This is a genomic window from Agromyces humi (assembly GCF_009720255.1).
Classification (GTDB): domain Bacteria; phylum Actinomycetota; class Actinomycetes; order Actinomycetales; family Microbacteriaceae; genus Agromyces; species Agromyces humi.
In genome coordinates this window covers 1-26352 of record NZ_WJSP02000017.1, presented here as the reverse complement: position 1 = coordinate 26352, position 26352 = coordinate 1, and the positions used below count along the sequence as shown (strand labels likewise).

The 26352-nt window shown below is 69.5% G+C and carries 22 protein-coding genes; 19 read left to right on the top strand and 3 right to left on the bottom strand.

Annotation, left to right across the window (positions count from 1 at the left end):
- From GH736_RS03580 to GH736_RS03495, 18 genes are all read left to right on the top strand, one after another.
- The coding region (locus GH736_RS03580; protein WP_159600355.1) for a hypothetical protein at window positions 1–198 on the top strand (198 nt) is incomplete at its 5' end.
- A gap of 131 nt (window positions 199–329) precedes the next feature.
- Complete coding sequence (locus GH736_RS03575) at window positions 330–1823, top strand: MFS transporter (RefSeq protein ID WP_159600353.1); 1494 nt, start codon at window positions 330–332, stop codon at window positions 1821–1823.
- Window positions 1824–1843: 20 nt separating this feature from the next.
- Window positions 1844–3445 carry a GMC oxidoreductase gene (locus GH736_RS03570; RefSeq protein WP_159600351.1) on the top strand — a complete coding sequence of 534 codons (1602 nt, stop codon included), beginning with the start codon at window positions 1844–1846 and terminating at the stop codon, window positions 3443–3445.
- Between the two features lie 46 nt (window positions 3446–3491).
- On the top strand, window positions 3492–4796 hold the full coding sequence (locus GH736_RS03565; RefSeq protein ID WP_159600349.1) for a C-glycoside deglycosidase beta subunit domain-containing protein: 1305 nt from the start codon (window positions 3492–3494) through the stop codon (window positions 4794–4796).
- A gap of 49 nt (window positions 4797–4845) precedes the next feature.
- Complete coding sequence (locus tag GH736_RS03560) at window positions 4846–6381, top strand: C-glycoside deglycosidase beta subunit domain-containing protein (protein WP_235933819.1); 1536 nt, start codon at window positions 4846–4848, stop codon at window positions 6379–6381.
- Between the two features lies 1 nt (window position 6382).
- A complete protein-coding gene (locus GH736_RS03555; RefSeq protein WP_159600347.1) occupies window positions 6383–7252 on the top strand; it encodes a ThuA domain-containing protein in 870 nt (289 codons plus the stop codon).
- 235 nt (window positions 7253–7487) lie between these two features.
- The gene (locus GH736_RS03550) at window positions 7488–8786 is read left to right on the top strand and encodes an ABC transporter substrate-binding protein (protein ID WP_159600345.1); all 1299 of its coding nucleotides are present in this window, start codon (window positions 7488–7490) and stop codon (window positions 8784–8786) included.
- Window positions 8787–8859: 73 nt separating this feature from the next.
- Window positions 8860–9825 (top strand): carbohydrate ABC transporter permease, encoded by a 966-nt coding sequence (locus GH736_RS03545; RefSeq protein ID WP_159600343.1) that lies wholly within the window; start codon window positions 8860–8862, stop codon window positions 9823–9825.
- Between the two features lies 1 nt (window position 9826).
- Complete coding sequence (locus GH736_RS03540; protein ID WP_159600341.1) at window positions 9827–10663, top strand: carbohydrate ABC transporter permease; 837 nt, start codon at window positions 9827–9829, stop codon at window positions 10661–10663.
- A 94-nt stretch (window positions 10664–10757) separates the two neighbouring features.
- Window positions 10758–10937 (top strand): nuclear transport factor 2 family protein, encoded by a 180-nt coding sequence (locus GH736_RS03535; protein WP_159600339.1) that lies wholly within the window; start codon window positions 10758–10760, stop codon window positions 10935–10937.
- 18 nt (window positions 10938–10955) lie between these two features.
- The gene (locus GH736_RS03530; RefSeq protein ID WP_159600337.1) at window positions 10956–11750 is read left to right on the top strand and encodes a TIM barrel protein; all 795 of its coding nucleotides are present in this window, start codon (window positions 10956–10958) and stop codon (window positions 11748–11750) included.
- Window positions 11747–13273 carry a GMC oxidoreductase gene (locus GH736_RS03525; protein WP_159600335.1) on the top strand — a complete coding sequence of 509 codons (1527 nt, stop codon included), beginning with the start codon at window positions 11747–11749 and terminating at the stop codon, window positions 13271–13273. Before GH736_RS03530 ends, GH736_RS03525 begins: the two co-directional genes overlap by 4 nt.
- 92 nt (window positions 13274–13365) lie before the next feature.
- On the top strand, window positions 13366–13764 hold the full coding sequence (locus tag GH736_RS03520) for a C-glycoside deglycosidase beta subunit domain-containing protein (protein WP_159600333.1): 399 nt from the start codon (window positions 13366–13368) through the stop codon (window positions 13762–13764).
- Entirely contained in the window at window positions 13761–14864 is a 1104-nt protein-coding gene (locus GH736_RS03515) for a sugar phosphate isomerase/epimerase family protein (protein ID WP_159600331.1), read from the top strand. The genes GH736_RS03520 and GH736_RS03515 overlap by 4 nt, the downstream gene beginning before the upstream one ends.
- A gap of 32 nt (window positions 14865–14896) precedes the next feature.
- Window positions 14897–15937, top strand: a complete 1041-nt coding sequence (locus tag GH736_RS03510; protein WP_159600329.1) for a sugar phosphate isomerase/epimerase family protein — start codon at window positions 14897–14899, stop codon at window positions 15935–15937.
- A complete protein-coding gene (locus tag GH736_RS03505) occupies window positions 15930–16694 on the top strand; it encodes a nuclear transport factor 2 family protein (RefSeq protein WP_159600327.1) in 765 nt (254 codons plus the stop codon). The genes GH736_RS03510 and GH736_RS03505 overlap by 8 nt, the downstream gene beginning before the upstream one ends.
- 9 nt (window positions 16695–16703) lie before the next feature.
- Window positions 16704–17120 carry a C-glycoside deglycosidase beta subunit domain-containing protein gene (locus GH736_RS03500; protein ID WP_159600325.1) on the top strand — a complete coding sequence of 139 codons (417 nt, stop codon included), beginning with the start codon at window positions 16704–16706 and terminating at the stop codon, window positions 17118–17120.
- Window positions 17117–18319, top strand: a complete 1203-nt coding sequence (locus tag GH736_RS03495; RefSeq protein WP_407922320.1) for a Gfo/Idh/MocA family protein — start codon at window positions 17117–17119, stop codon at window positions 18317–18319. The genes GH736_RS03500 and GH736_RS03495 overlap by 4 nt, the downstream gene beginning before the upstream one ends.
- A gap of 93 nt (window positions 18320–18412) precedes the next feature.
- On the opposite strand, the gene GH736_RS03490 is transcribed toward GH736_RS03495, so the two are convergent.
- From GH736_RS03490 to GH736_RS03480, 3 genes are all read right to left on the bottom strand, one after another.
- Window positions 18413–22819: a S8 family serine peptidase gene (locus GH736_RS03490; RefSeq protein WP_159600323.1), complete on the bottom strand. Its 4407-nt coding sequence runs from the start codon at window positions 22817–22819 to the stop codon at window positions 18413–18415.
- Between the two features lie 219 nt (window positions 22820–23038).
- Window positions 23039–24361: an LLM class flavin-dependent oxidoreductase gene (locus GH736_RS03485; RefSeq protein ID WP_159600321.1), complete on the bottom strand. Its 1323-nt coding sequence runs from the start codon at window positions 24359–24361 to the stop codon at window positions 23039–23041.
- Window positions 24358–25788 (bottom strand): O-acetylhomoserine aminocarboxypropyltransferase/cysteine synthase family protein, encoded by a 1431-nt coding sequence (locus tag GH736_RS03480; protein ID WP_159600319.1) that lies wholly within the window; start codon window positions 25786–25788, stop codon window positions 24358–24360. Before GH736_RS03480 ends, GH736_RS03485 begins: the two co-directional genes overlap by 4 nt.
- Before the next feature lie 193 nt (window positions 25789–25981).
- Between GH736_RS03480 and GH736_RS03475 the strand changes: the two genes are divergently transcribed.
- Window positions 25982–26173: a hypothetical protein gene (locus tag GH736_RS03475; protein WP_159600317.1), complete on the top strand. Its 192-nt coding sequence runs from the start codon at window positions 25982–25984 to the stop codon at window positions 26171–26173.
- Window positions 26174–26352: the final 179 nt, after the last annotated feature.

Genomic DNA, 26352 nt, shown 5'->3' with positions numbered 1-26352 from the left:
CGGCAGCCGTGGGCGGGCGACCTCGTCTACACGGCGTTCAGCGGCTCGCACCAGGACGCCATCAAGAAGGGCTTCGAGGCCATGGCGGCCGAGGCCGAGCGCCGCGGCGTCACGGTCGACGAGCTCGCGGACCTGCTGGAGGATGCGCGAGCGGCCGAGGCCATCCTCGGCCCGGCGCGCCATCCCATCGGGCTTTAGTTGTTTTGTGACGAAAGATCGTCTAGAATCGACATGACGTCGGGATCCCCTCGGATCCGATCCTCACCGTGACGCTGCGGCGAGGGCACACAGGGTCGCGTCGACAGTCCGATCGTTCGGGCCATCCACGAATGTCGCTCTCTCCGCTCCGCTTCCGGCTCCTCGTCGCCTCCCTCCTGACCGTCTCGATCCTCGGCGCGCTCGATCACACGATCGTCGCGACGTCCCTCGCCACCATCGCCGGCGAGCTCGGCGCACTCGGCCAGATGGGCTGGGTCGTCGTCGGCTACACGCTCGCGAGCACCGTGCTGCTGCCCGTGCTGGGCAAGGTCGGCGACCTCGTCGGCCCCCGCCTCGTGTTCCTCGTGTCCCTCGTCGTGTTCCTCGTGGCGTCGCTCGCATGCGGCTTCGCGCAGGACATGACCCAGCTCATCGTCGCGCGGGTCGCGCAGGGCATGAGCTCGGCCGGCCTGCAGCTCATGTCGCAGACCATCGTCGCCCACGTGACGACGCCGCGTGAGCGGCCGAAGATCCTCAGCATCATCGGCGCGGCCTTCCCCGTCGCGATCCTGGTCGGGCCCGTGCTCGGTGGGGCGATCACCGACTACTGGGGCTGGTCGTGGGTGTTCTGGATCAACATCCCCTTCGGGGTCGCGGCGTTCGCCCTGGCCGTCTTCGCGATCCCGCACATCGACCCGGGACCGCGCCGGCGGTTCGACTTCGCCGGCGCCACCGCCTTCACCGTGGCGTTCGTGGCGCTCGTGCTCGCCGTCACGTGGATCGGCGACCCGACCGCGGCATCCGCTGCACTGGTGGCCTTCGTCGTCGCGGCGATCGGCTTCGCCGCCTTCTTCACCATCGAGTTGCGGGTCTCCGAGCCCATGGTGCCGCTGCGGTTCTTCGCCGACCGCACGATCGCGGCGGGCGTGGCACTCTCGGCGATCATCGGCATCGGCCTGTTCTCGGTCACGGCGTACCTGCCGACGTACTTCCAGATGGCCTATCGCACGACCGCGACCGTGTCGGGACTCGTGCCCATCGCCACGGTGTTCGGGATGCTCGTCTCGAACCTCGCGACCGGATGGCTCGTCAGCCGAACCGGCCACTACCGCGTCTACCCGATCGTCGGCACCGCCCTCGGCGCGGCGGGCCTGCTCGCGATGGCACTGCTGCCCGTCGGCGCCCCGCTCTGGGTGCCGATGGTCGTCATGGGCGTCGTCGGCATCGGCACCGGCTCCTTCATGAGCCTCGTCGTGGCGGTGGTGCAGGGGGCCGTGCCCCGCAACGAGACCGGCACCATCACCGCCACCGTCAACCTGGTGCGGCAGATGGGATCCACCGTGGCCACGGCCGTCATCGGCGGCGTCATCGGCGTCGGCGTCGCCGCCGGGCTGCCCTCGATCCTCGACGCGTCGACCCTGACGCCGCAGGCCGTGCGGGCGTCGTCGCCCGCGGTGCAGGAGCAGGTCGCACAGCTCTACGGCGGCGTGCTGGCGCCCGTCTTCGCCGCCCTCGCCGTGGTCTACGCCCTCGGCATCATCGCGGCCGTGCTGCTCCCGAAGGGCCAGCTGTCCGACGAGGTGCAGCACGCACCCGAAGCCGCATCCGAACCCCTCACCGCGTGAACCCCGAAGAGGAGCACCTCATGTCGCATCACCCCACCATCGCCGTCGTCGGCAGCGGACCGATCGGCTCCGCCTATGCCCGCCTGCTGCTCGAGGGCGTTCCGGATGCCCGGGTCGTCATGTTCGAGGCGGGACCCCAGCTGACCGACCGCCCCGGCGAGAGCGTGCGCAACATCGCCGACCCGACCGAGAAGGCCCGCGCGCGGGAGCGGTCGCAGGGTCCTCAGGCGGGGGAGTTCCGGGAGTCGCTCGGCATCCCGCCCGGCACGGTCGTCGAGGGCATGTTCACCGCTCGGCAAGGCACCCACCTGCTCGACTTCGGCGGGGAGGGGTCGGCGCACGCGCCGACGTTCCCCGCGGCGGCGGGTGCCACGAACGTCGGCGGCCAGGGCGCGCACTGGACGTGCGCGATCCCGCGGCCGGGGTTCAGCGAGAAGGTCCCGTTCATCGCCGACGACGAGTGGGAGGACCTCATCGCCACGGCCGAGGGCCTGCTGCACGCGCAGAGCTCGGCGTTCGCCGACTCGGCGGTGGGGGGCGGCATCCGCTCGCTCCTCGAGGAGGAGTTCGCCGGTGAGCTGCCCGAGGGCTACCGCCCGAGCACGCTGCCGGTGGCGGGCGATCCGCAACCCGACGGGACCATGCGCTGGGCGGGCGCCGACGTCGTGCTCGGCCCGCTGATCGAGCCCGGGAACCCGCTCGCCGACCGCTTCGAGCTGCGCGACCTCACCCTCGTGCGACGGGTCGAGCACGACGGCGACCTCGTCACCGGCGTCACCGTCGAGGACCTGCGCACCCACGAGACGTCCTTCGTGCCCGCCGACCTCGTGGTCGTGGCCGCCGACGCGTTCCGCTCGCCGCAGCTGCTATGGGCCTCGGGCATCCGCCCCCGCGCGCTCGGGCACTACCTCACGGAGCATCCGGTGGTCATCTCCACCGTCGCCCTCGATGCCGACCGGATCGGCCGGTTCGCCACCGAGGCCCAGCTCGACGAGGAGCTCGCGCGCCGTGCCGAGCACGCCGCCGACCCGGTCGCGGCGGTGAACCGCATCCCGTTCTCGGAGCCCGACCACCCGTTCTCGCTCCAGGTGATGTACTCCGAGACGACGCCGTTCCCGATGGCGCCGGACGCCCCCCACGCCCAGAACCGCTGGGGCTACGTGAACATGGGCTACGGGATGCGCAAGCATCCGCGCTTCGAGGACGCGGTGACCTTCGACGACGGCGAGCTCGACTACCGCGGCTTCCCGAACATGACCATCGAGTACGAACTCACCCCGGCGGAGCTCGCCGAGATCGAGGCCGCGACCGAGCGGCTCCGACGCACGGGCAACGCCCTCGGCACCTTCGTCGCCGAGCCGCGCCTCATGCCGAACGGCTCGAGCCTGCACTACCAGGGCACGCTCCGCATGGGCGACGCCGACGACGGCACCTCGGTCGCCGACCCGTGGTCGCGCGTATGGGGGTACGAGCATCTCGTCGTCGGCGGCAACGCCCTCATCCCCACGGCCACGACCATGAACCCCACGCTCATGAGCGTCGCGATCGCCGTGCGGGGCGCGCGCAAGGCGGCTGAGCAGCTGCGCGCGACGGCGGCCGCCGAGGCATCCGTCGCCGGCTGAGCCGATCGCCCGACCCGCCCTTCGAACCAGCAGAGAGGAAGCATCGATGCTTCTCGAGAGAGACCTCATCCAGTCCGTCGGATTCCGCAACCTCCACGAGGGCGGCCGCGTGACGGGGTTCCAGTTCCGCGTGCGCATGCCGTCGTACCGCGGGATGGCGGCGTCGCTCATCGACGGGATCGCGGTGCGCGTCGACGACCTCGTCGACGTCGGCCCCGACGTGCCGCGCTGGACGTTCGCCGGTCGCACCTACAGCCTGGCCGAGCTCTGGGACGGCGACGGGGTGCGGTGGCCGCTCGAGGAGGCCGCGATCGTCACGGTGCCGCTCGACGGCGGGCTGCCGGAGGGCGTGCACGAGGTCTCGATCGAGCTGCGGCTGCGCATGTCGTACATCCCCGAGGAGCACCAGCCGAGCACCTACCGCGAGACGCGCCACATCACGCTCTCGCCCGAGTCGGCCGGCGGTCCGTTCAAGTACGGCGTCTCGCTCTACAGCTTCATGACCGACTACGGCACCGTGCTCGACCTCGAGACCGCGCTTGCGGCGGTCGCCGACGTCGGCGCCACCGGGGTCGAGATCCTCGGCGAAGGCCACATCGCCGGCTATCCCGAGCCCACGACCGAGTGGATCGACCGGTGGTTCGCCCTGCTCGAGCAGTACTCGCTCGAGCCCACCAACTACGGCTCCTGGATCGACACGCGCCTCCACTCCAGCGGCCCGAACGCGCGCCCGCTGTCGGCCACCGAGGGCGCAGGGATGCTGCACCGAGACCTGCGGCTCGCGAAGCGGCTCGGGTTCCGATTCGTGCGCCCGAAGATCGGCGTCGTCTCGGGCGACCTGGTGCCCGATCCCATCTGGACGGAGTCCGTCGAGCGGTCGCTCGACCTCGCGCAGGAGCTCGACGTGGTGATCTGCCCCGAGATCCATTCGCCGACGCCGATCAAGCACCCGGTCGTCGACGACTACATCGGCCTCATCGAGCGCACCGGCACGAAGCACTTCGGGCTCCTGCTCGACACCGGGATCTTCCAGGACCGGCCCATCCCGCTGCGCCCGGGTGAGCTGCCCGGCCAGCGTCCGGCCTTCCTCGACGGCATCGGTGTGGACCCGGCCGACATCGCCGACATCGCGAAGTACGTCGTGTTCATCCAGGCGAAGTTCCACGACATCGACGACCGGCTCGAGGACCAGCAGATCCCGTGGGAGCCGGTGCTCCAGGCGCTGAAGGACGCCGGGTACGCCGGCTACCTGTCGAGCGAGTACGAGGGGGAGCGGAGCCCCTGGCGATCGATCGAACAGGTGCGGCGCCAGCACTCCCTCATCCGACGCATCGCCGACGGGCTCGACTGAGCCGCGGCATCCGCACACCCACCCGCAGCCCCCAGAGACAGGACGAACCATGCCGAACGGACTCATCGACGACTCCAGCCTGCGCGCCCACCCCGAGGGGCTCGCGCTCGCCCTCACCCTGCCGTGGTACCGCAGCCTCTGGCTGTCGTCCGTGAGCACGCTCCGGCTCACGATCGACGGCCAGCCCGTGGACGCCGAGGACCTGGCGCTCGAGCTCGACGGTGTGCGCTACGCGCTCGACGAGCTGCCCGATCAGCACGACGTGCTCTGGTACCTGCAGGCGCACCCACTGCTCATCGTCAGCCGGCCGCAGCCGGTCGCGCTGGGCGAGGCGCATGAGGTCGTGGTGTTCGGCGAGTTGCGACTCCCGTACATGCAGATCGCGCCGGGCGCCGATGGCGGGCCGGGCATCTACGTGCCCAACATCGTGACGCAGGCCATGACCCTGACGGTGACCGATGCGGATGCCGCAGCGCCGGCGCTCGTCCGAGACGTGCCGCCGGCGCCCGCGGCCACCGAGGAGGACCCGTTCAAGCTCGGGCTCACGCTCTACTCGGCGAGTGCCGAGTTCCGCGCGGGCTGGTTCGACTTCTCGGGGCTCCTCGACCGGGTCGCGGAGCTCGGCATCGGACCGGGCATCGAGATCGTGGCCTCGCAGGTGCTGCCGACCTACCCGGTCGTGTCCGACGAGTTCGTGCGCACGTGGCGCGAGGCGTTCGACCGGCACGGATTCGACGCGAGCTCGTTCGGCGCGAATCTCGACATGGGTCGCCGCCGCGACCGCGACATGACGCCCGACGAGGAGTTCGAGTTCAGCGAGACGCTGTTCCGGGGCGCGGCGAAGCTCGGCTTCCCGCTCGTGCGCATCCAAAGCGCGAAGCCCGAGCTGCTGCGACGGCTCCTGCCCGTTGCGGAGGAGCTCGAGCTCAAGCTCGCGTACGAGATCCATGCTCCGATGGGCCCGAACGCGCCGGAGATCGTGAAGGTGCGCGACGTCTATGCCGAGCTCGACTCGCCGCTGCTCGGCTTCGTCGCCGACTTCTCGGCCACCATGCACAGCATGTCGCCGACGCTGCTGCGCGCGGTCCGCCGTGCGGGCCTCGACGACTACGCCGTGCAGACCATGCAGGACATCTGGGCGACGGATGCGCCGATGCGGCAGCGCCAGGAGGAGTTCATCGCCTACCTCCGCGGCCGCGACTTCGACCCCGGCCGGCTCGGCTCGTTCGCCCACCTCGCGTTCAACATGCACGGCCACGTCGACCCGCGCGAGTGGGCGGACATCATGCCGCAGATCCTGCATGTGCACGCGAAGTTCTACGACATCGACGAGCACGGCGAGGAGCCGGCGATCGACTACCCCGAGCTCGCGCGCGTGTTCGTCGAGGGCGGCTACCGCGGCTACTGGTCGAGCGAATGGGAGGGGCATGCCTTCGCGGAGCTCGGCGAGGTGGACCCGCTCCTGCTGGTGCGCAGGCAGCACGACCTGATCCGTCGCAGCATGCGGGCCGTTCTGAACGGCGACTCCGTCGACCGGCCGCATCGCGGCACAGCGAATCAGGTCGAGACCGAAGGGGCACGCTGACATGGCGCACGTTCTCAACGCACTCATCCTGTCGGGCCACATGACGCGGGAGCACGACAACGAGTTCCGCAGCTTCCGACACCACAACCAATGGCTGACGACCCTCCTCGAGGACACGGGTCGGTTCAAGGTCCGGGTGGTGGAGGACCCGCGCGGGCTCGGCGCCGCGATCATCGACAAGTACGACGTCGTCATCGTGGTGTTCGAGGGCCGTGATGGGTACCACGAGAAGGCGATCGGCTTCGGGGCCGAGACGGACGAGGCGCTGCTGCGCTTCGTGCACGATCACGGCAAGGGCATCGTGTGGTTCCACGGCTCCGCCGCGCAAGAGGACGACTGGGGCTACCCCGAGGAGTACAACGTGATGCGCGGCGCGAAGCTGAGCGTCGCGACCGGCCTTCGACCTCGTCCGTGGGGCGAAGCCCTGCTGCGCACCGCAGATCCGCGTCATGCCATGACCGAGGGCATCAGCGAGACGTGGACGGTCACCGGCGACGACATCCTCACCGGCGTCCAGCTCTACGACGGCGCTGAGGTGCTGCTGACGACCTTCGACGACCTCGAGTCGTACGAGCAGGCGCCGAACTGGCCGATGTCGCACTATCCGGTCGCCGTTCCGGCCGAAGGGATCGCGGCGCTCCCCGGCATGAACACGGACCAGCCGATCGCATGGATCAACCAGTACGGCGCAGGGCGCTCGTTCACGATCACGATCGGCCACGACATCGACACATTCCGCCGCATCGAGTTCATCCGGATGTTCCCGCGCGGTGTGGAGTGGGCCGCGACGGGCGAAACCTCGCTCGTGGGTCCCGACCGCCGCGGAGAGCGGCGGTTCCTGCCGTGGCCGTACTACAACCAAGAGGGCTGAGATACCGAGCAGGCCGCAGACCCTCTGCGGGTGCTGCAGCCCGCAGAGGCCGAGTGCGAGGCGAGGCCCGGACCGAGCAGGTCCGGGCCTCGCGCGTCCCCCGCGACCGACCTCCGCTCCGCTTATGTCCCGCATAGTTGGAACTAATGTGTGTTTTCGACCGATGTCTGCCACCATTGAACACGGCAGGCCGCGACGAGACGACCTGTAGACAACGAAGTCCGAAAGGCTGGTCATGACACAGCACCGCACCATTGCCCTTCGCCGGGGAGCGATGATCGCCATCCCCGTCGTGGGTGCCCTCGTCCTCGCCGGCTGCTCCGGCTCCGGCGACGCCTCGAGCACGTCCGGTGGCGAGTCGACGGAGTTCTCCTTCACGTTCGCCACCTCGAACAACCTCGAGAGCCCGTACGAAACGCTGGCGAACGATTACATGGAAGCGAATCCCGGCGTCAAGATCACGACCAACCCGACGCCGAACGACAAGTACGGGGAGACGATCCGGACCCAGCTGCAGGCCGGCAACGCGTCGGACGTGATCCAGACGACGCCAGGCAGCGGCGACGCACGGGGCATCATCCCCCTCGCCGAGGCCGGATTCCTCGAGCCACTGGGCGACACAGCGAAGGACCTCATCCCCGCAGGCAGTGAGTCGATCTTCGAGATCGACGACAAGGTCTACGGTCAGCCGCTCGACTTCACCATCGGCTCCGTGGTGGCAAGCCTTGGCACGGCCGAGATGAACGGGATCGACGGCTGGCCGACCACGATGGACGAGCTGAACGACGCCTGCTCGGCTCTGGCCGGAGACGGCAAGTCGCTGCTCGCCCTCGCGGGAGCGGCCGGACCGAACGCCGGCCTGACCGCCCAGGCGATCTCGGCGACCCGGGTCTACGCCGAGGATCCCGACTGGAACCAGAAGCGGGCCGACGGCGATGTGACGTTCGCCGACAGCGACGGCTGGAAGGCCACGCTGCAGACGATCATCGATCTGAAGGACCAGGGCTGCTTCCAGCAGGGCTCCGAGGGCGCGGGCTTCGATGCCATCACCAACGGCCTTGCACAGGGCACGTCCGTCGGCAGCTTCATCCCCTCCGGCGCCGCCATCGAGATCTCGAAGGCCGCGCCGCCCGAGGCGAAGTTCGCCGTCGAGCCGTTCCCTGCCGACGACGACGGAAAGGCCTTCATCCTCGCCAGCTCGAACTACACGCTCTCCATCAACGCCGCCTCGAAGGCCAAGGACGCTGCGTCGGACTTCCTCGAGTGGATGGCCTCCTCGGACGCACAGCAGCGGTACTACGAGCTGTCCGGCGAGCTTCCCGTCTCCGCGTACCAGGACATGGACCTGACCGGGACGATCTACGAGCCGATCGTGGACCTCCTCGCGTCGGAGAGCTACACCCCGCTGCCGAACAACATCTGGCCGAACCCGTCGGTGTACGACGCGCTGCAGGTCGGTGTGCAGGGGCTCCTGACCGGCCAGAAGACCGTCGACCAGGTGCTGCAGGACATGGACGCCGCCTGGGGCGAGTGACTCGCGCGGCCGCCCGGGGCGTCACGTCCCGGGCGGCCGCCTTCCGGACAATGACGTACGAAGGCTGGGACTCATGAGCAGGACGCTCGAAACGAAGACCGAGGCGGTGCTCGCACGCGAGCTCGGCGCCGACCGGGGCAGGCGACCGATCGGTGGCCGTCCACGACGTGCGGGCCTCCTCAAGTTCGGCTACTGGTGGTGGGCGCTTCCGGGCATCCTGTTCGTGATCGCGATCCACTACGTCTCCACCGGAGTCGGCGGTTTCTTCGCCTTCACCGACTGGACCGGCATCGGCGCGTTCGAGTGGATCGGGTTCGACAACTTCGTCGCCATCTTCCAGGACCCCAGCAAGGTCGGGGCGCTGGTCAACACGCTGTTCCTCGCGTTCGCCTCCGTCATCCTCAGCACGGTCGTGGGCATGGGACTGGCCCTCGGACTCAACCGCGGACTGAAGTCGCGCTACGTCCTGCGCGTCCTGTTCTTCATGCCGGTCGTGCTGAGTCCGCTCGCCGTCTCCTACATCTGGAAGTTCATCTTCGACTTCAACGGACCGATCAACGTGGTGCTGCGAGCCCTCGGGCTCGGCGAGTTCGCCAAGGCATGGGTCGCCGACCCGGTCTGGGCGATCTGGACCATCCTGATCGTGATCGTCTGGCAGAACACCGGTTTCGCGATGGTGATCTACCTGGCCGGCCTGGCCGCGGTCCCCGTGGAGATGGAGGAAGCCGCGGCCATCGACGGTGCCGGTGTCTGGCAGCGGTTCTGGCACATCGTGCTTCCGTCGATCCGTCCCGCCGTCGCCATCGCGACCACCCTCGGACTGGTCAACGGGCTCAGGGTCTTCGACCAGATCATGGCGCTGACCGGTGGCGGCCCGGCGTCCGCGACGGAGACCCTGGCGACGCAGGTCTACAAGGAATCGTTCGCGCTGGGGAACTTCGGATACGGCGCCGCGCTGGCGCTGCTGCTCACCGTCATCATCCTCGTCTTCGCCGTGGTACAGCAGCGAGTGACGCAGGGTCGTCCAGAGGAGAACTGAGATGTTCCGCTACACCAGGCTCACCGCGCTTCGGGAGTCCCTCTTCTGGGTGCTCGCCATCGTGTTCCTCGCGCCCTTCTACTTCCTCCTGATGACCGCGTTGAAGTCCGACCAAGAGGTCATCACGAGCTCCGCGTTGGCGCCGCCGTCGTCGCCCGACTTCTCCAACTTCTCCGACGTCGTGACCGCTTCGGGAAACTCGAACGTCCTCCTCGGACTGGTCAACAGTGTCCTCATCACGGCCGGCAGCATCGCGTTGCTGGTGCTCCTGGGGTCGCTGACGGGCTACGTCATCGCCCGGAGCACCCGTCGCTGGAGTCGGGCCGTCTACTACCTCTTCCTCGTCGCGATCGTGCTGCCGACCCAGCTGGGCACCGTGCCGTTGTACATCGGCGCTCGCTCCATCGGCCTCACCGGCTCCGTGCTCGGCATGATCATCCTCTATACGGGGATGCTGCTGCCGCTGTCGATCTTCCTCTACGCCGGCTTCTTCCGAGGGCTCGGCACCGAATACGAGGAAGCGGCGACCATCGACGGCGCCAGCCGGACCCAGGTGTTCTTCCGGGTCGTGCTCCCGCTCATGTCGCCCGCCACGGGCACGGTGGCGATCCTCGCGGGCCTCATCGTGTGGAACGACTTCTTCACGTCCCTCATCTTCCTCGGAGGCTCGGCCAACCAGACGCTCCCCGTGGCGATGTACTACTACATCGGATCCCTCGTCTCGTCGTGGAACAAGATCTTCGCGATCGTCGTCGTCTCGATGATCCCGATCCTCGCGTTCTACCTGTTCGCCCAGAAGCGGTTCATCCAGGGCTTCGCCGGCGGCCTGAAGGGCTGAGTCGCCATCGTGGCCGCCGACAACCGGGTCGCCTTCGAGCGCTTCGTCGACGTCTTCCACACCCAGAAGCGCGCGGCTGATGGCTTCGCCGGCCATGTCGCGCGCGACTACCCACGGCGACCTCGCGATGGTGCACGTGAAGGCCTCGCGCCCCGGCGCTCCGGACGCCGCGGTCGCCGACATCTACCGATTCGAGGACGGCCGGATCGTCGAGCACTGGGACGTGCTGCAGCAGGTTCCCGTGCATGCCGCCCACGACCATCCGATGTTCTGACCACCGAAGGACGCCTCCATGTACCAGCTCGCACCCAACATCGAACTCCTCTTCACCGAGGCCGGCGACTATCACGACCGCGTGCGCGCGGCCGCGGCCTCCGGCTTCACCGCCGTCGAGATGTGGGGCCCGACCGGGGTCGACGCGCCGTCGACGCCCAAGGACCTGCCCGCCCTGAAGGCCGCGCTCGAGGAGACCGGCACGCAGCTGACCGCCCAGCTCGCCGAGCCGCGGACGCAGTTCATGATCCCGCCGTGGGATCACTCGGAGTTCTTCCGCAAGCTCGACGAGGGTGTGGAGATCGCGCACGAGCTCGGCACGCCCCGCATCGTCGTCGGCAGCGGTACCGGATTCGGCGGCTGGAAGCGTCAGGTGCAGCTCGACAAGCTCATCGAGATCTACCAGAAGGCCACGGCGCAGATCGACGGCTCGGGCATCACCCTGGTGCTCGAACCGGTCAACGTGCGCGTCGACCACCCTGGGTCCCTGCTCGACCGCACGAGCGAGGCGGTGTACGTCGCGCGCGGCGTCGACTCGCCGTTCTTCGGCGTGCTGTACGACCTGTACCACTCCACGGTCGAGGGCGAGGATGTCGCGGCCGAGCTCGCGAATGCGGGCGATCTGATCCGCTACGTGCAGGTCGCCGACGCGCCGGGTCGCGGCGAACCCGGCACCGGGGCGATCGACTGGCCCGCGTCGCTCGCGGTGCTGCGCGGCTCCGGCTACGACGGCCCGATCGGCCTCGAGTACTACCCGACGACGGCATCGGCCGAGTCGGTGAAGCTCATCCAGAAGCTGGCGGCCGACGCATGAACTCGCGCACCTACCCCGAGGCGGTCGATGTCGCGATCGTCGGCAGCGGTCCGGCAGGCGCGACGTACGCTCGGGTCCTGAGCGAGCAGGCACCCGACGCGACCATCGCGATGTTCGAGGTGGGCCCAACCGTGTCGGACCCGCCGGGCGCGCACGTGAAGAACATCGCCGATCCGGCGGAGCGGGCTCGAGCACAGGACCGGTCCGCGGGGCCAGGAGCGGGTGCGGAGACGGTCGCCAACCCGGGTGCCGTCAAGAGCGGACAGCGTCGCGGGCGTCCCGGCACGTTCCTGCTCGACAAGGGCTACCAGGTCGACGGCGAGGACGGACTGCCCGTGGCGGCGATGTCGAGCAACGTCGGTGGCATGGCCGCGCACTGGACCGGCGCGTGTCCGCGACCGGGCGGGAGCGAGCGCATCGCCTTCCTGCCCGACCTCGACGAGCTGCTGGCCGAAGGCGAGCGACTCCTTGGGGTCACCAGCGATGCGTTCGACGCGTCGCCCTACGCGCAGCTCGTGCGGGATCGCCTCGTCGCCGCAATCGACGAGGGCCGCTCACCCGAGACCCGCGTGCAGAAGATGCCGCTCGCGGTGCACCGTCGCGACGACGGCCGCCTGGTGTGGTCGGGGTCGGACATCGTGCTCGGCGACGTGACGCGTGGCAACGGGAACTTCACGCTGTTCGACGAGAGCCTCGTCACGCGCGTGCTGGTCGAGGACGGCCGAGCCGCGGGAGTCGAGGTCACTGACCGGCGCACCGGCGTGACGCACACCGTGCGCGCTCGTTTCGTGGTGGTCGCCGCCGATGCCCTGCGCACACCCCAGTTGCTGTGGGCGTCCGGAATCCGTCCCGCCGCGCTCGGGCGCTACCTGAACGACCAGGCGCAGATCGTGTTCGCTTCGCGGATTCGGGATGCCGTCGCCGATTCCGCGGACAGCTCCGGTGACACCGGATTGAGCGAGCAGAGCGGTGTGAGTTGGGTTCCGTTCACCGACGACAGGCCCTTCCACGGGCAGATCATGCAGCTGGACGCCTCGCCGGTACCGCTCGCCGAGGACGATCCGGTCGCGCCCGGGTCCATCGTCGGCCTGGGGCTCTTCTGCGCGAAGGATCTGCAGGAGTCCGACCGGGTGGAGTTCTCGGATGCCGAGACCGACCCCTACGGCATGCCTGCGATGACGATCCACTACACGCTCACGCCCAAGGATCACGAGACCATCTCCCGGGCCGGCGAGGAACTCGTGCGCCTGGGCAAGGCGGTCGGCGAGCCCCTCGACGAGCGGCCGTTCACGATGCCGCTCGGGTCTTCGCTGCATTACCAGGGCACCGTGCGCATGGGTGAAACGGATGACGCCACCACCGTCTGCAGTCCTGACAGTCAGGTCTGGGCCGTACCCGGGTTGTACGTCGCCGGCAACGGCGTGATCCCCACTGCGACGGCGTGCAACCCGACCCTGACGGGCGTCGCGCTCGCCGTTCGAGGCGCGCGCCGCATCGTGAGAGAACTGGCGAGTTCCACATAGTTGCTTGCTTATGTCGAATTCAGACTTTAGAATGTAGAAATCATGACAAAGACGTCCCGCCGGCCGCGTCGGCACAGAACCTGGAGGTAATCGTGATCCCCGATCGCATCATCGAGCAGGGAACGCTCACGACCGACGGTGCGCGCTCCGCGGTCGAAGTGCGCCTGCCCTGGTACCGGGCGCTTCCCGGTTCCTGCATCGCCGGCGCGAAGCTGAGCATCGACGGGGTCGAGGCTCCTGCGGAGTCGCTGCGCTGGCAGATGAACGGCCGCGAGTTCGGCTTCGACGAACTGGTCGACGAGACCGGCGAGTGGTGGTTCCCCACCGACTCCGCGGTGCTGGTGGGTGACCTGCCCCTCGAGCCGGGCGACGCGGAGCACCAGGTCGATGTCGACCTGAAGCTCTTCATCCCGTACATCATCATCGGCGACGGCGAGACGCTGCACATCGAAGAGCACGACCGCAAGACCATGAAGGCGGGACAGCGATGACCGACGCACTCGGCACGCCCATCCAGGGCGTCACGCTCTACAGCTTCACGCGCGCGTTCCACGCGCGGGAATACGACCTCGAAGGACTCATCCGCAAGGTCGCCGCCGAGGGCTACGGTCCTGGGCTCGAGATCATCGGCTTCTCGAGCTTCCGCGGCTTCCCGGCGGTCGACGACGCGTACGCGGGCTGGTTCCGCGACCTGGTCGCGGAGACCGGGCTGGTCACGACGTCGCTCGCGGTGAACGCCGACATCGGCATCCATCGCGATCGCCTGCTCACGCAGGACGAGTTGATCGAGTACATGACGCTGCAGATCAAGGCGGCCGCCAAGCTCGGCTTCCCGATCGCGCGCGTGCAGATCTCGATCACGCCCGACTCGATGGAGGCGCTCGCCCCGATCGCCGAAGCGCATGGTGTGACCCTTGCGCTCGAGGTGCACGCCGACCAGTACGCCTCGCATCCGCGCATCCTCGCGCTGCGCGACCGCTACGAGCAGGTCGGCTCGCCGTTCCTCGGCTTCACGATGGACTGGGGCGCAACGGTGTCGGGCTTCGCGCCGTCGCTGCTCGAGGCGTACCGCCGGCGCGGGGCATCCGACGAACTCCTCGCGAAGGTCGTCGACCTGTGGAACACGTTCTACGAGCAGGGCCCGCCCGCCGACCAGGCGGAGCACGGCCAGCGGTTCGGTGCGTTCATCGGCCTCGCGGCCCAGAACGGGCGCCCCGACCTGGGCATCGACTTCGGCATCAACGGCACCGGCCTGTTCGGGCCGGCGCGCGTCGACGACTGGCTGGAGATCATGCCGTGGATCCGCCACGTGCACGGCAAGTTCTTCGGCATCGACGAGACCGGCGAGGAGCCGTCGGTGCCCGTTCGCGACCTCATCGCGCTCCTCGTCGAGCAGGGCTACTCGGGAGCGATCTCGAGCGAGTACGAGGGCTGGCACTGGAACCACTGGGAGAGCCCCTTCGAGATCATCGCCGGCGAGCAGGCCGTGCAGCGCTCGGCAGCCCAAGCGGCAGGGTCGCGCATGATCACGGATGCCGCGGAAGCGCGCGCCATCCTCGACGCACACCTGGCGCAGCCGGTCCGCGGCTGACCTTCCTCCTCCGACAGTTCAGGACACAGAACATGACTGAAGACCACGGCATCGCCGGCACCGGGATCAAGCTCGGGATCACCCTCTACTCGCTCACCTCGGAGTTCGCCGCGGGGCTCTACACGCCCGAGACCCTCATCAAGGCCGCGGCCGATCATGGACTCGGTCCCGGCATCGAGTTCAACATCGCCCAGATGCTGCGCACCTACCCCGACGTCGACGACGAGTTCGTCAAGATCTGGCGCGACAGCATGGATCGCTACGGACTCGAGCCCAGCGCGATCGGCACGAACCTCGACATGGGTCGCCGCAAGGACCGCGACATGACTCCCGACGAGGAACACGACTTCCTCGCTCGTCAGCTGAAGACCGCGCACACGCTCGGCTTCACGAAGGTCGTGATCCGCTCGCACGGCAAGGAGCTGCTGCGCAGCCTCCTGCCGCTGGCCGAGAAGTACGACCAGAAGCTCGGCTACGAGATCCACGCGCCGTCCGGACCGAACGATCCCCAGGTCCTGCAGATGCGCGAGATGTACGACGAGCTCCAGTCCGATCGCCTCGGCTTCACCGCGGACTTCAGCTCGACCATGCATTCCCTCTCACCGACGCTGCTCCGAACCCTCAGCCAGATGGGCATGGACGAGAAGCACTTCCCCGTGATGGACGAGATCTGGCACGAGCCGACGCCGATGCACGTGCGCAACCAGAAGTTCGAGGACTACCTGTCGGGGGAGGGGGTGGACTTCCTGCGCTTCGGCCCGTTCACGCGCCTGGCGTTCAACATGCACGGCCTGGTGCCGCCGGAGGAATGGCTCGACATCATGCCCCAGATCTTCCACGTGCACGCGAAGTTCTACGACATCGACGAGAACGGCGACGAGCCGGCGATGGACATTCCGCGCATCGTCCGCCAGTTCGTCGAGGGCGGCTACCAGGGGTACCTCTCCAGCGAGTGGGAGGGTCACGCGTTCTCCGACCTGGGCGAGGCGGACCCGATCGAGCTGGTCAAGAAGCAGCACGCGCTGATGCGTCGCGCGATCGAGGAGACGGTCGGGGAGAAGGCCGTTGTCTGAGACCGACGAACTCCGGGCCGAACTCGCCGCACTGCGCGATGAGGTCGCCTCCGCCCGGGCACTGGCGCAGCGCGCCGCGGATCGCGGAGCGGTCGAGAACCTCTTCAGCCGCTACATGTACCTGCACAACGCGTTCCAGGACGAGCAGATCATCCCGCTCTGGGTCGCCGAGGGCACACCGGGCATCCGGGCCCGCTACACCAACGCCGGGCAGTACACCACGTGGGAGAGCGTGACGCGCTACCACCGCGATCGCCCGAGTCCCGAAGGCAAGCTCATCCTGCACGCCACCACGACCCCGGTCATCGAGGTCGCCGCCGATGGGCGGACCGCCAAGGGCGTCTGGCTCATGGCCGGCACCGAGTCGGGACTGACCGACCCGAAGGTGGCCGAGGCGTTCCCCGACATGTACTCGCCTGATGAGGTGCTCGGCAAGAAGGTCTGGGCGCACTGGGTCTGGTGCAAGTACGCCATCGACTTCCTCAAGCAGGACGGCGAGTGGAAGTTCTGGAAGTTCCGCTGCTACGAGCTCGCCCGCGCGCCGTTCGAAGAGAACTGGGTCAGCTTCGGGCTGAAGAACCAGGGCGCGTTCGATCTCGACCTCATGTACTTCGGCGACGACGGCACGCCGGTCTTCATGCCTCCCGCCGACGAGCCCGTGCCCAGCACGAACCACCCGTACAGCCCCACGACGGTGCAGCAGCTCGAACCGGTGCCCCCGGTCGCGCATGACACCTTCGAAGACACCTTCAAGTAGGGACCCATCATGGCCACGCACAATTCACTCTTCTCCGAGAAGGACGTCCGCCGCACCGCCGACGGCATCGCCGTCGCGGTGCAGCTTCCCTGGTACCGCAGCCTCTGGCTCTCGGCGGTCGACGATGTCGCGGCATCCGTCAACGGCGTCTCGGTGCCGAAGGACGCGTTGCGGTTCGTGCTGAACGGCACGAGCTACCGCATCGAGGAGCTTCCCGAGCAGTGGGAGACGCTCTGGTTCGTCGCCGACAAGCCCGAGATCGTCATCCCGCTCGAGCACGCTCCGGCGGCGGGCGAGAAGGTCACCGTCGAGGTCGTCCTCACGATGCGCCTGCTCTACATGCAGATCATGCCCGGCGTCGACGGAGGCCCCGGCCGGTATGTCACCAATCGCGTCCCGGTCGAGCGCGAGGTCGTGCTGGCATGAGCGCGGCCACCGCGCGGCCGCTGCGCATCGCGATGATCGGCCACGGCTTCATGGGCGCCGCCCACTCGCAGGGCTGGCGCACCGCGCCGCGCGTGTTCGACCTGCCGGCGGCCGTCGAGATGTCGGTCGTCGTCGGTCGCAACGCCGATTCGGTGGCGGATGCCGCGGCGAAGTGGGGCTGGGCCGCGTCGGCGACCGACTGGCGCGAGGTCATCGCGCGCGACGACATCGACGTCGTCGACATCGTCACCCCCGGGGACTCCCACGCCGACATCGCCATCGCCGCGCTCGAGGCGGGCAAGCACGTGCTGTGCGAGAAGCCCCTGGCGAACACGGTCGCCGAGGCCGAGGCGATGGCGGATGCCGCGGCTCGGGCTGCGGCACGCGGCATCCGTGCCATGGTCGGCTTCACCTACCGGCGCGTCCCGGCCGTGACCTTCCTGCGCGACCTGATCGCCCAGGGCGCGGTCGGGCGCATCGCACAGGTGCGTGCGAGCTACCGGCAGGACTGGCTCGTCGACCGCGACATGCCCCTGGCCTGGCGGCTGCAGAAGGAGCACGCGGGCTCGGGTGCGCTGGGCGACATCGGCGCCCACGCCATCGACCTCGCGCAGTTCGTGACCGGCATGAAGCTCCAGCGGGTCTCGGGAGTGGTCGACACGATCGTGAAGCAGCGTCCGCTGCTCGGATCGGGCTCGGGCCTGTCGGGCACCGCGGCCGAGGGCTACGGCGAGGTGACCGTCGACGACGTCGCGATCTTCACCGGGCGCTTCGACGGAGGCGTCCTCGGGTCGTTCGAGGCCACGCGATTCGCGACCGGCCGCAAGAACGCGCTCTCGATCGAGGTCTCGGGCGACCGGGGCTCCCTCGCGTTCGACCTCGAGGACCTGAACGCCCTGCAGTTCTACGACCGCACGGCGCCGAACCAGCTTCAGGGCTTCACACGCATCCTCGTGACCGAGCCGGAGCATCCGTACGTCTCGGCCTGGTGGCCGGCCGGCCACATGCTCGGCTACGAGCACGGCTTCAGCCACCAGGCGAAGGACCTCGTCGAGGCCATCGCCGCCGGCACCGACCCGCACCCGACGTTCGCCGAGGGACTCCAGGTGCAGCGTGTGCTGGCCGCGGTCGAGCAGAGCTCCGAGCGGGATTCCAGCTGGGTCCGCGTGGGCGAGGAAGCCCTCGCGCGCACGGCCTAGCTCCGAGTTCGCGCGGTCGCACCACGAACGGCGTCCCGCCGAGCCGATGAATCGGCTCGACGGGACGCCGTCGCCTGTCCTCCTGGCGGAGCGCTAGTCGCGCAGCCCGGCCGGGATGCTCAGCAACACCGAGCTGGACGGCGCGCCGTCGGGCCCGCCCTCGCCGTACACCATCAACTGGTGCCGGTTGTTGAGGTCGAAGCCGTAGGTCGCCATGAACCAGTCGCCGGCCTTCACGGGGACCATCCCCGACAGGTCCCAGAGCCTGCCCTGGGGATCCCACATCGCCGAGACGGGGAAGTACGGCGCGAGTTCGACCGAACCGAGGACCCAGCCGTCGTCGCTCACCTTCTCTGCCGCAGCGTCGTACCCGTAGTCGGCGAGGCGCGTCATGCCGCCGGCCTCGCTCCAGACGAACGCGTCGTCACCGCTCACGCCGACGACAGTGCCGGTCGCGTTCACGTCGAGTGCCACCGCGGACCACTGTCCGGGAAGGGTGCCGAGATCGCTCACGGCTCCGGTCGCGGCATCCCACCGCACGGCACGGGGCGCGTACTCGTCGTCGAGCGATTGCCCGACGATCGTGCCCGCGTCGTTGATCGCGCGCGGCTGCGTACCCGACGTGGACGTCGACAGGTGGTCCAGCTTGCGGAAGATGCCGTCGGGCGTGCGTGCGAAGGCATCGCTGTAGGCGTGCCAGACCCCGTCGGCATCCTGCTCGGTGAGTTCGGCGAATCCGGTGATCATGCCCTCGTCGTTCACGGCAGTGGCATACCCGCTGGGGTAGGACCGCCAGTCCGGCACGCCGAGCTCCGTGAGCGATCCGTCCGCGTCCCACATCGACGGGACGAAGTTGCCGTCGTCCTTGGTCGTGATGCCGACGGCCGTGTGGCCCTCGTTCATCCCGAGGGCCGAACCGTAGCCGTCCTCCTGGATCTCCAGGTCCACGAAGCCGCCGTCCACGGACCACGTCGTCGGCGTCATTCGGCTGTCGTACTGGCGATCGCCCGCGACCGTACCGTCGTCGGTCAGCTTCGCGCCGACGAAGGGCGACGCCCAGCTGACGACGTCGAGTTGCGGCACGTCGACCGTGGTGACCGCAACGCTCGCCGCACCGATGATCGTGCCGTACTCGTTGGCCACCCGCACCCGCCCGACCATCGGTTCCGCCGTGAGCTGGCGCGCGGTGACGATCAGGGCACCGTCGACCGGCATGGATTCCCCGGAGGACAGCCCGTATGTCGCGTCGGACTTCGGCGTGACGGTGCCCTGCCCCTTCGAGAACATCTCCTGGTGGTAGTCGAACGTCACGCCTTCACCGGGCACGCTGACGCCGGCGACCACGATGTAGTACGTCCCGGGCCGGGGGTCGTCGATGACGATGCGCGCCGGCGAGTTCCCGGTCGCCGTGCCCTGACCGATCGGGCTCCCACCGAAGTACACGAAGAAGTCGAGGTCGGCCGCCTCGCGGGGGGTGAGCGTGACATCGAGCCGAGTCGTCTCGCGCGGCACGTAGAGCTGGTTGGCCGTGACCTCGCCCTGCGCCACGGTCGAGAACAGGTCGACCACGGTGCCGACCTCGCCGGTCGTGACGTGCGCCTCGACGGGAGCGAAGGTGTTCGTGCCCGCCAGGCTGACGTCCGTCGGCTCGTTCATCGTCACCGAGTCGAGCGTGGTCGAACCCGGCTCCACGCTCATGCCCTGCAGTGAGACCACGGCGCGGTACGTGTTGGCGTCCGTGCCCGAGGTGCGGCGCGCCTCGATGACGAACTCCCAGATGCCCGGCTTCGGTCGATACACCGCCCGCGCGCCGGCTTCGCACCCGGAAGGATCGGCGTAGGCGGTGTAGCAGTGGTCGCTGGCGTTCGAATCGGCGGGCATGCCGTCGGGATCGATGGGCAGGATGCGGACCTGGCTGCCGTCGGCGATGCCGTCGAGCGTCATCTGCAGCGCCTCGACGCCCTCGGGGACCGGCACGAGCAACGACGTGCTGCCACCGCGCGGCAGCGTGCCCGAACCCGCGACCGCGAAGTCGGGAAGCGCCAGCGGGGTCGTCGCGAGCACGACGACCGAGACGAACTGGTCGATGCCCGTCGTCGCCGGGTCGTCGATGGTCATGATCGCGCTGTGCACCCCCGACGTCGCCGCGGTCGCGGTCACCGTCACGGCGGCGGCCTTGCCCTTCTTCAGGGGAAGGCCGGCGCGTGCGCTGAACGTTCCGTCGTTGCCGATCCAGCCGATGCGATGGACGATGTTGCCTGCGGCACCGCTGGTGCGGGTGACTTCCACCCTGTAGGTCTGCTCCTCACCGGTCACTTGACCGCCCTCGCCCGGCAGGCAACGGTTGTAGACCCCCGTGCCCGAGTGCGGCGTCTCGAGGAGGTTCGACAGCGAGCTGCACACGGGAGCGGAGACCGCGAGCGCGTTCACCGCGACCTTCTTGGCCAGCTGCTTCCAGGCGGCCCCGGTGTCGATGATGCCGGCGCCCTGCCCGGTCGTCGGGACCCCGGAGATCACGCGGGCGGTTCCGGTGAGGGCGGTCTTCAGCGCAGCGGGGGAGACCGGCACCGAGCCGGCCTTCGCCGCGGAGAGCAGCAGTGCCGCCGAGCCGGCGACCTGCGGCGCCGCCATGGAGGTGCCGTTGTACATGCCGTATCCGGCGGGCAGCGCATACCCCGTCTCGGGGACGGGCTGGCCGCCGAGCCACATCGGGATGGTGGAGACCGCCGCGCCGGGCGCCGAGATCTGCGGCGCGAGGCCGCCGTTCTCCGCCGGCCCGCGGGCGGAGAACCCGAAGATGCCCTGCTCGGCCTTCACCTCCGACCCGTAGTCGGCCCACCAGGTGCCCGAGCTGACGGATGCGGCGACCGAGATGGCCTTGCCCGCCACCGACGGCGAGCTGACGGTGTTCGTGCCGAGCCCGTCGTTGCCGGCCGCGACGATGATCTGCACGCCGTACGCGTCGATGAGCTGGTCGTAGAGATCGGCGATGACGTCGGACCCGTCGTTCAGGGCCGGAAGGCCGCCGATCGAGAGGTTCACGACATCCACGCCGCGATTCAGCACCAGGTCGATCATGCCCTCGGTGAGGGCGGCCTGGGTGCAGCCCCCCTGGAACGTGCAGGCGCGCGAGGAGACGATCTGCGCTCCGGGGGCGGCACCGTGCATCTCGCCGCCGAACATCGACGTGGCGGCGACGATGCCCGCCACATGGGTCCCGTGCGCGGCGGCCGGCAGGCCGATGTTCACGAACGTGCCGGTCTGCCCGTCGCGGCCGTCGCCGAGCGGGGTGAGGTCCACGCCATCGCGGTACTCCACGACGAACGGGATCTCCTCGTTCTCGGCGGTTGCGGGGTCATCCGCACCGAAGTGGTCCGACTGGTGGTCCACGGCGTACGGCGACATGGCCGGAGCATCCGTGAAGTCCTTGTCGTTGTCGGCGTCGACCCAGATCTTGTGGGTCGACGGCTCGTACAGCACCCCGAAGGCGTCCCAGACGTCGCCGTTGCGATTGAGGTCGCCTCCGAAATCGCTGCCCGACGTCGAGTACTCGTAGAAGCGGGCGAAGCGGAAGTCGCCCGCGGGCGCGGTCCAGTCTTCGCCGCCGGAGCGGAACGACGGCCCGGTCTTCTCCGTCGTCATCTCGACCCAGCTGCCGTCGTTGTCCTGGATCGGATCGGTCGCGGTGACCCAGTCGATGATCTTGGGCTTGCCGTCGGACGTGGTCTGCAGCGCCGGGTGCCCGACGTCGACGCCGGTGTCGAGCACGCCTACGACGGTGCCGCGGCCGTCCCACTTGGGATTGGCGGCCACGAATGCGGCGGCGCCGGTCTCGGCGATGGGCAGGTAGGGATTCGCGGCGGGGGTGCTCGCGTCGGGGGCGGCTGGTCCGGCTGCACGCGAGGAGGACTGCGACGTGAGGCCCGCTCCCGTTCCGGGCGTGGGAACCCGGTACGTGCGGTTCAGGTCGATCGCCTTCACGTCCGACCGCCCGGCCAGGTCGGCGACCCGGTCGGTGGGAACGGTGGCCCGCACGTAGCCCAGCTTCTCGGTGACCGAACCGACGGTGCCGCCTTCCTCTCGCACCGCCGCGACGACGTCGTCGGTGGCGCCCTTGCGAGCGAGGATCATGACGGTGACGGTGCTCGTCTCCTCGACCTGGGCCTGCTGCAGCAGCCGCGTGTCGGCCTCGCCGAGCTTCTCGGCCGCATCGTCGGAGGACCCCGTGGAGTCGAGCGGGTGGAAGCCGGGATCCGCGGCGGGCTCGTACAGCTCCGGCTCACCGTTCGACAGCGGGGCGATGCCGGTGACTCGGTCGCCCGGCCCGCCGAACGACGGACGACCGGCCGCGAACGGTCCGTTCGGGTCGGGCGTCGTGGACGATCCCCGGTCGGGTGGTGCGATGGGCGACGCAGCGGCCGTCCCGATCGGCGCCATCATCATGGCGGCGGAGATCAGGGCCGCTGACGCGGCCCCGACCAGCTTCCTGCGTGTGCTCATCGTGCTCCTCGACGCTGGGTGAGCACCGGCGGTCGAACCGACGGCCGGCGTGAGCGCGGAGCGGAACCGACGGTTCCAGGGCTCCTCGGACTCGGGTCCGAATCTCCCAGTGCCCCCGTTCTGGGGTCAATCGACGGCTCTGGCGAATGGGTGTCATGGCGTGAATCCGCCCCATTGCCGCGGCTGCGGCACCCGCCGCCAGCCGCCACGCGCCGCAGATCAGAAGTCGTGCAGGTTCCCCTGGATGCCGCCGCTCCCGTACTCCCGCCGCAGCACGCCGCGCCGCCGCAGGATCGGCACCAGTTCGTCGAGGTACCGATGCACGGTCACCGGGTGCAGGTCGCCCGAGAAGATGAAGCCGTCGTTGTCGGCCTCCTCGCCGAACTCCTCGATGAAGTCGGCGACCTGCTCGGCGGTGCCCACGAAGCCGGCGTGGTCGGCGATGCGGCCCTTGCGGGCCTTCGCGACGAGCAGCTCGCGCAGCGTGGCATCCGCGAATGATGGGGCGGTCTTGCCCAGCAGGCCCTTGATCGTGCCCTGCGACACGTGGTCGCCGAAGATCGACGGGTCGAGCGGCCGGTCGAGCGGCAGCCCGGTGAGGTCGGTCTCGAGGTCGCTCGACTGGCCCTCGAGGATCGCGGCCAGCGTCGCATCCGACGGCTCCAGCGACGCGCGAACCACGCGGTCGACCTCCTCCTCGCTCGACACGATCTCGGGCTTGAACACGAACAGGGTCTTCACGGCGTTCGCCGCGCGGCCGTGCGTGACGGCGGCGTCGATGATCTGCTGCCGGTACGCGCGCACCACGGCGAGGTCGAGCGGTGCGTAGGCGAGCTGCACGTCCGAGTGGGTGCCGGCGAACGCGAGCCCCTTGGGCGAACCGCCGGGGGAGACGATCGCCGGGTCGCCGTCGGTGAACGGGATGGCGTTGAGCGGCCCGGTCACGTCGAAGTACTCGCCCTCGAACCGGGTCTCGCGGATCTTCGAGCCGTCGGCGAACCGGCCTGTCGCCGCATCCGCGATGAGGGCGCCGTCGTCCCAGCTGTGCCAGAGCCCGCGCACGGCAGCCAGCCACTCGCTCGCGCGGTCGTACGCCTGGTCGTGCGTCACGGGCGGCGTGCCCGTGTGGCGCGTGCTCGAGACATCCGTCACGACGTTGATGCCGACGCGGTGCCCGCTCAGGTGGTGCAGCGACGCGAACTGGCGCGCGGCGAGGTAGGGCGGCCAGATGCCCGCGTTCTCCGTGGGCGCGATGCCGAGGTGCTCGGTCGCCGCGAGCAGGTAGGGCGTGAGCGCGACGGGGTCGTGCTTCGGCCCGCCGTATGCCTTGCGCACCCGCAGCTCGACGGTGTCGGGCGTGCCGATCGACGGGCCGTCCTCGATGATCACGAGGTCGAGGCCCGCCTGCTCGAGCTCGCGCACCGACTGCTGGTAGAGCTTCGGTTCCGTCCAGCGGTAGTCCCACTCCCAGTGCGGGTGCCCCCAGCCCTGCGGTCCGAAGCCTCGGGAGAAGAACCATCCGAAGTGCTGCGGTCGGGTCATCGTGCGCTCCCTTCGAGCACGGCGCGGGATGCGGCATCCGTCGCGAGGTCGGAGACCGAGGACGCGGTGGCGCGGGATGCGGGGGCGGATGCCGCGACCGCGCGCAGCGCCGCGAATCCGCGTTCGAGGTCCCGCACGAGGTCCTCCGGCTCCTCGAGCCCGATCGACAGCCGCAGCAGTCCCGGTGAGATACGGCCCCTGGCGCGTGTGACCGAGTCGAGGTGGGCGTGCGTGGTGGTCGCGGGGTGCAGGATGAGCGACCGGGTGTCGCCGATGTGGCTCATGCGGCTGAACAGCTCGACGGCGTCGTAGAAGGGGGCCACGGATGCCTCGCCGCCGGCCAGCACGAACGACAGCACCGCACCCTGCCCGCGTGGCAGGTATCGCTGCGCGAGCTCGTACGACGGACTGGAACGGAGGCCGGGGTAGTTCACGGCGAGCACCTCGGGCTGCTCCTCGAGCCAGGCCGCGATCGCCGCGGCCGTGGCCGACTGGCGCTGCACGCGCAGCGAGAGCGTCTCGATGCCCTGCTGGATGAGGAACGCGTTGAAGGGCGAGAGCACCGGCCCGAACAGCGCGGCCGTCACTCCGCGGAGGTACGCCGTGTAGGCGCCGTCGCCGTGCGCCCCCAGGTAGCTCCGCCCCTGGAGCCCGGTATCGGGCAGGTGGAGGTGCGGGAAGGCGTCGGGGCGTGCCGACCAGTCGAACGTGCCCGCGTCGACGATGACGCCGCCGAGCGCCGCGCCGTGCCCCGAGAGGAACTTGCTCGCCGAGTGCACGACGACGTCGGCGCCGTGCTCGATCGGCCGCACCAGGTACGGCGTCGCCAGCGTGTTATCGACGAGGAACGGCACGCCCGCCGCCTGCGCCACTCCCGCGACGCCGCGCAGGTCGACGACCTCGCCCGTGGGGTTCGCGATCGACTCGGCGTAGACCACTCGGGTGTTCGGGCGGATGCGGCGGCGCCACTCGTCGAGGTCGGCCGGGTCGTCGACGAACTCGACCTCGATGCCGAACCGGCCGAATCCCTGCGTGAAGAGGCTGCGGGTGCCCGAGTAGATGGTCTGCGCCGAGAGCACGTGGTCGCCGGCCTGTGCGATGCCGAGCACGGCCACGGTCAGTGCCGCCTGCCCGCTCGCGAGGACGACGGCGTCGCGCCCGCCCTCGATCGCGGCGAGCCGACGCTCGAGGGCGGCGTTCGACGGGTTGCCCGCACGTGTGTAGACGTAGCCGCCGTCATCGCCGGCGAACCGGTCGCGGGCATGCGCGAAGTCGTCGAAGCGGAATCCGGCGCTCAGGTAGATCGGCATGATGCGCGCGCCGAACGTCGCGTCGGCGTGCTCGCCGGCGTGCACCTGCTGGGTGGCGAAGCCCTCGTGGACGAGGGCCGCGTCGGCGAGGGGGTCGTGCGCATCGGGGTGGGACATGCGGCCATCCTGAGCGCGCCGCGGCATCCGGGCAATCGCACCTCGACGCGTGGGGTCACCCGCGGTCACATGGTGACGCCGCGTGTCCGTGTGTTGCGACGTCCGTCGCCGCCCCTCGGCGGCGCGCCTATCGTGGCCAGCCATCCCGGCGGAGGCCCGCCGCGTTCCACCCTCACCCTCGATCGGAGGCATCATGACCGACCTGCTGCACTGGTACGCCCGTATCCACGGCCCCCGCGCGCTCCGCATCGTCGAGGCGGCCCGAGCCGCGGAACTCGACGGCGGGAGCGCGGATGCGGCGTCCGCCGCCCCCGAACGTGACTCGGTGTTGCGATCGGTGGCGAACGGTGACGACGCCACTGGTGAAGTGCTCGCGGGAGCGTGACAGTGGCGGCATGACGATCACCGACGCAGCCACCACGACCGACGCCTCCGACTCCGCCTCCCTCGACGACTCGACGCCATCGGCGCCGAATGGGACCGCCGCCTCACCGCGATCAAGGAGATCGCCGAGGGCCTCTGAGGCGTGTCGTCCGGGGCGCACCCGGGGCGTGCACAAGCCCA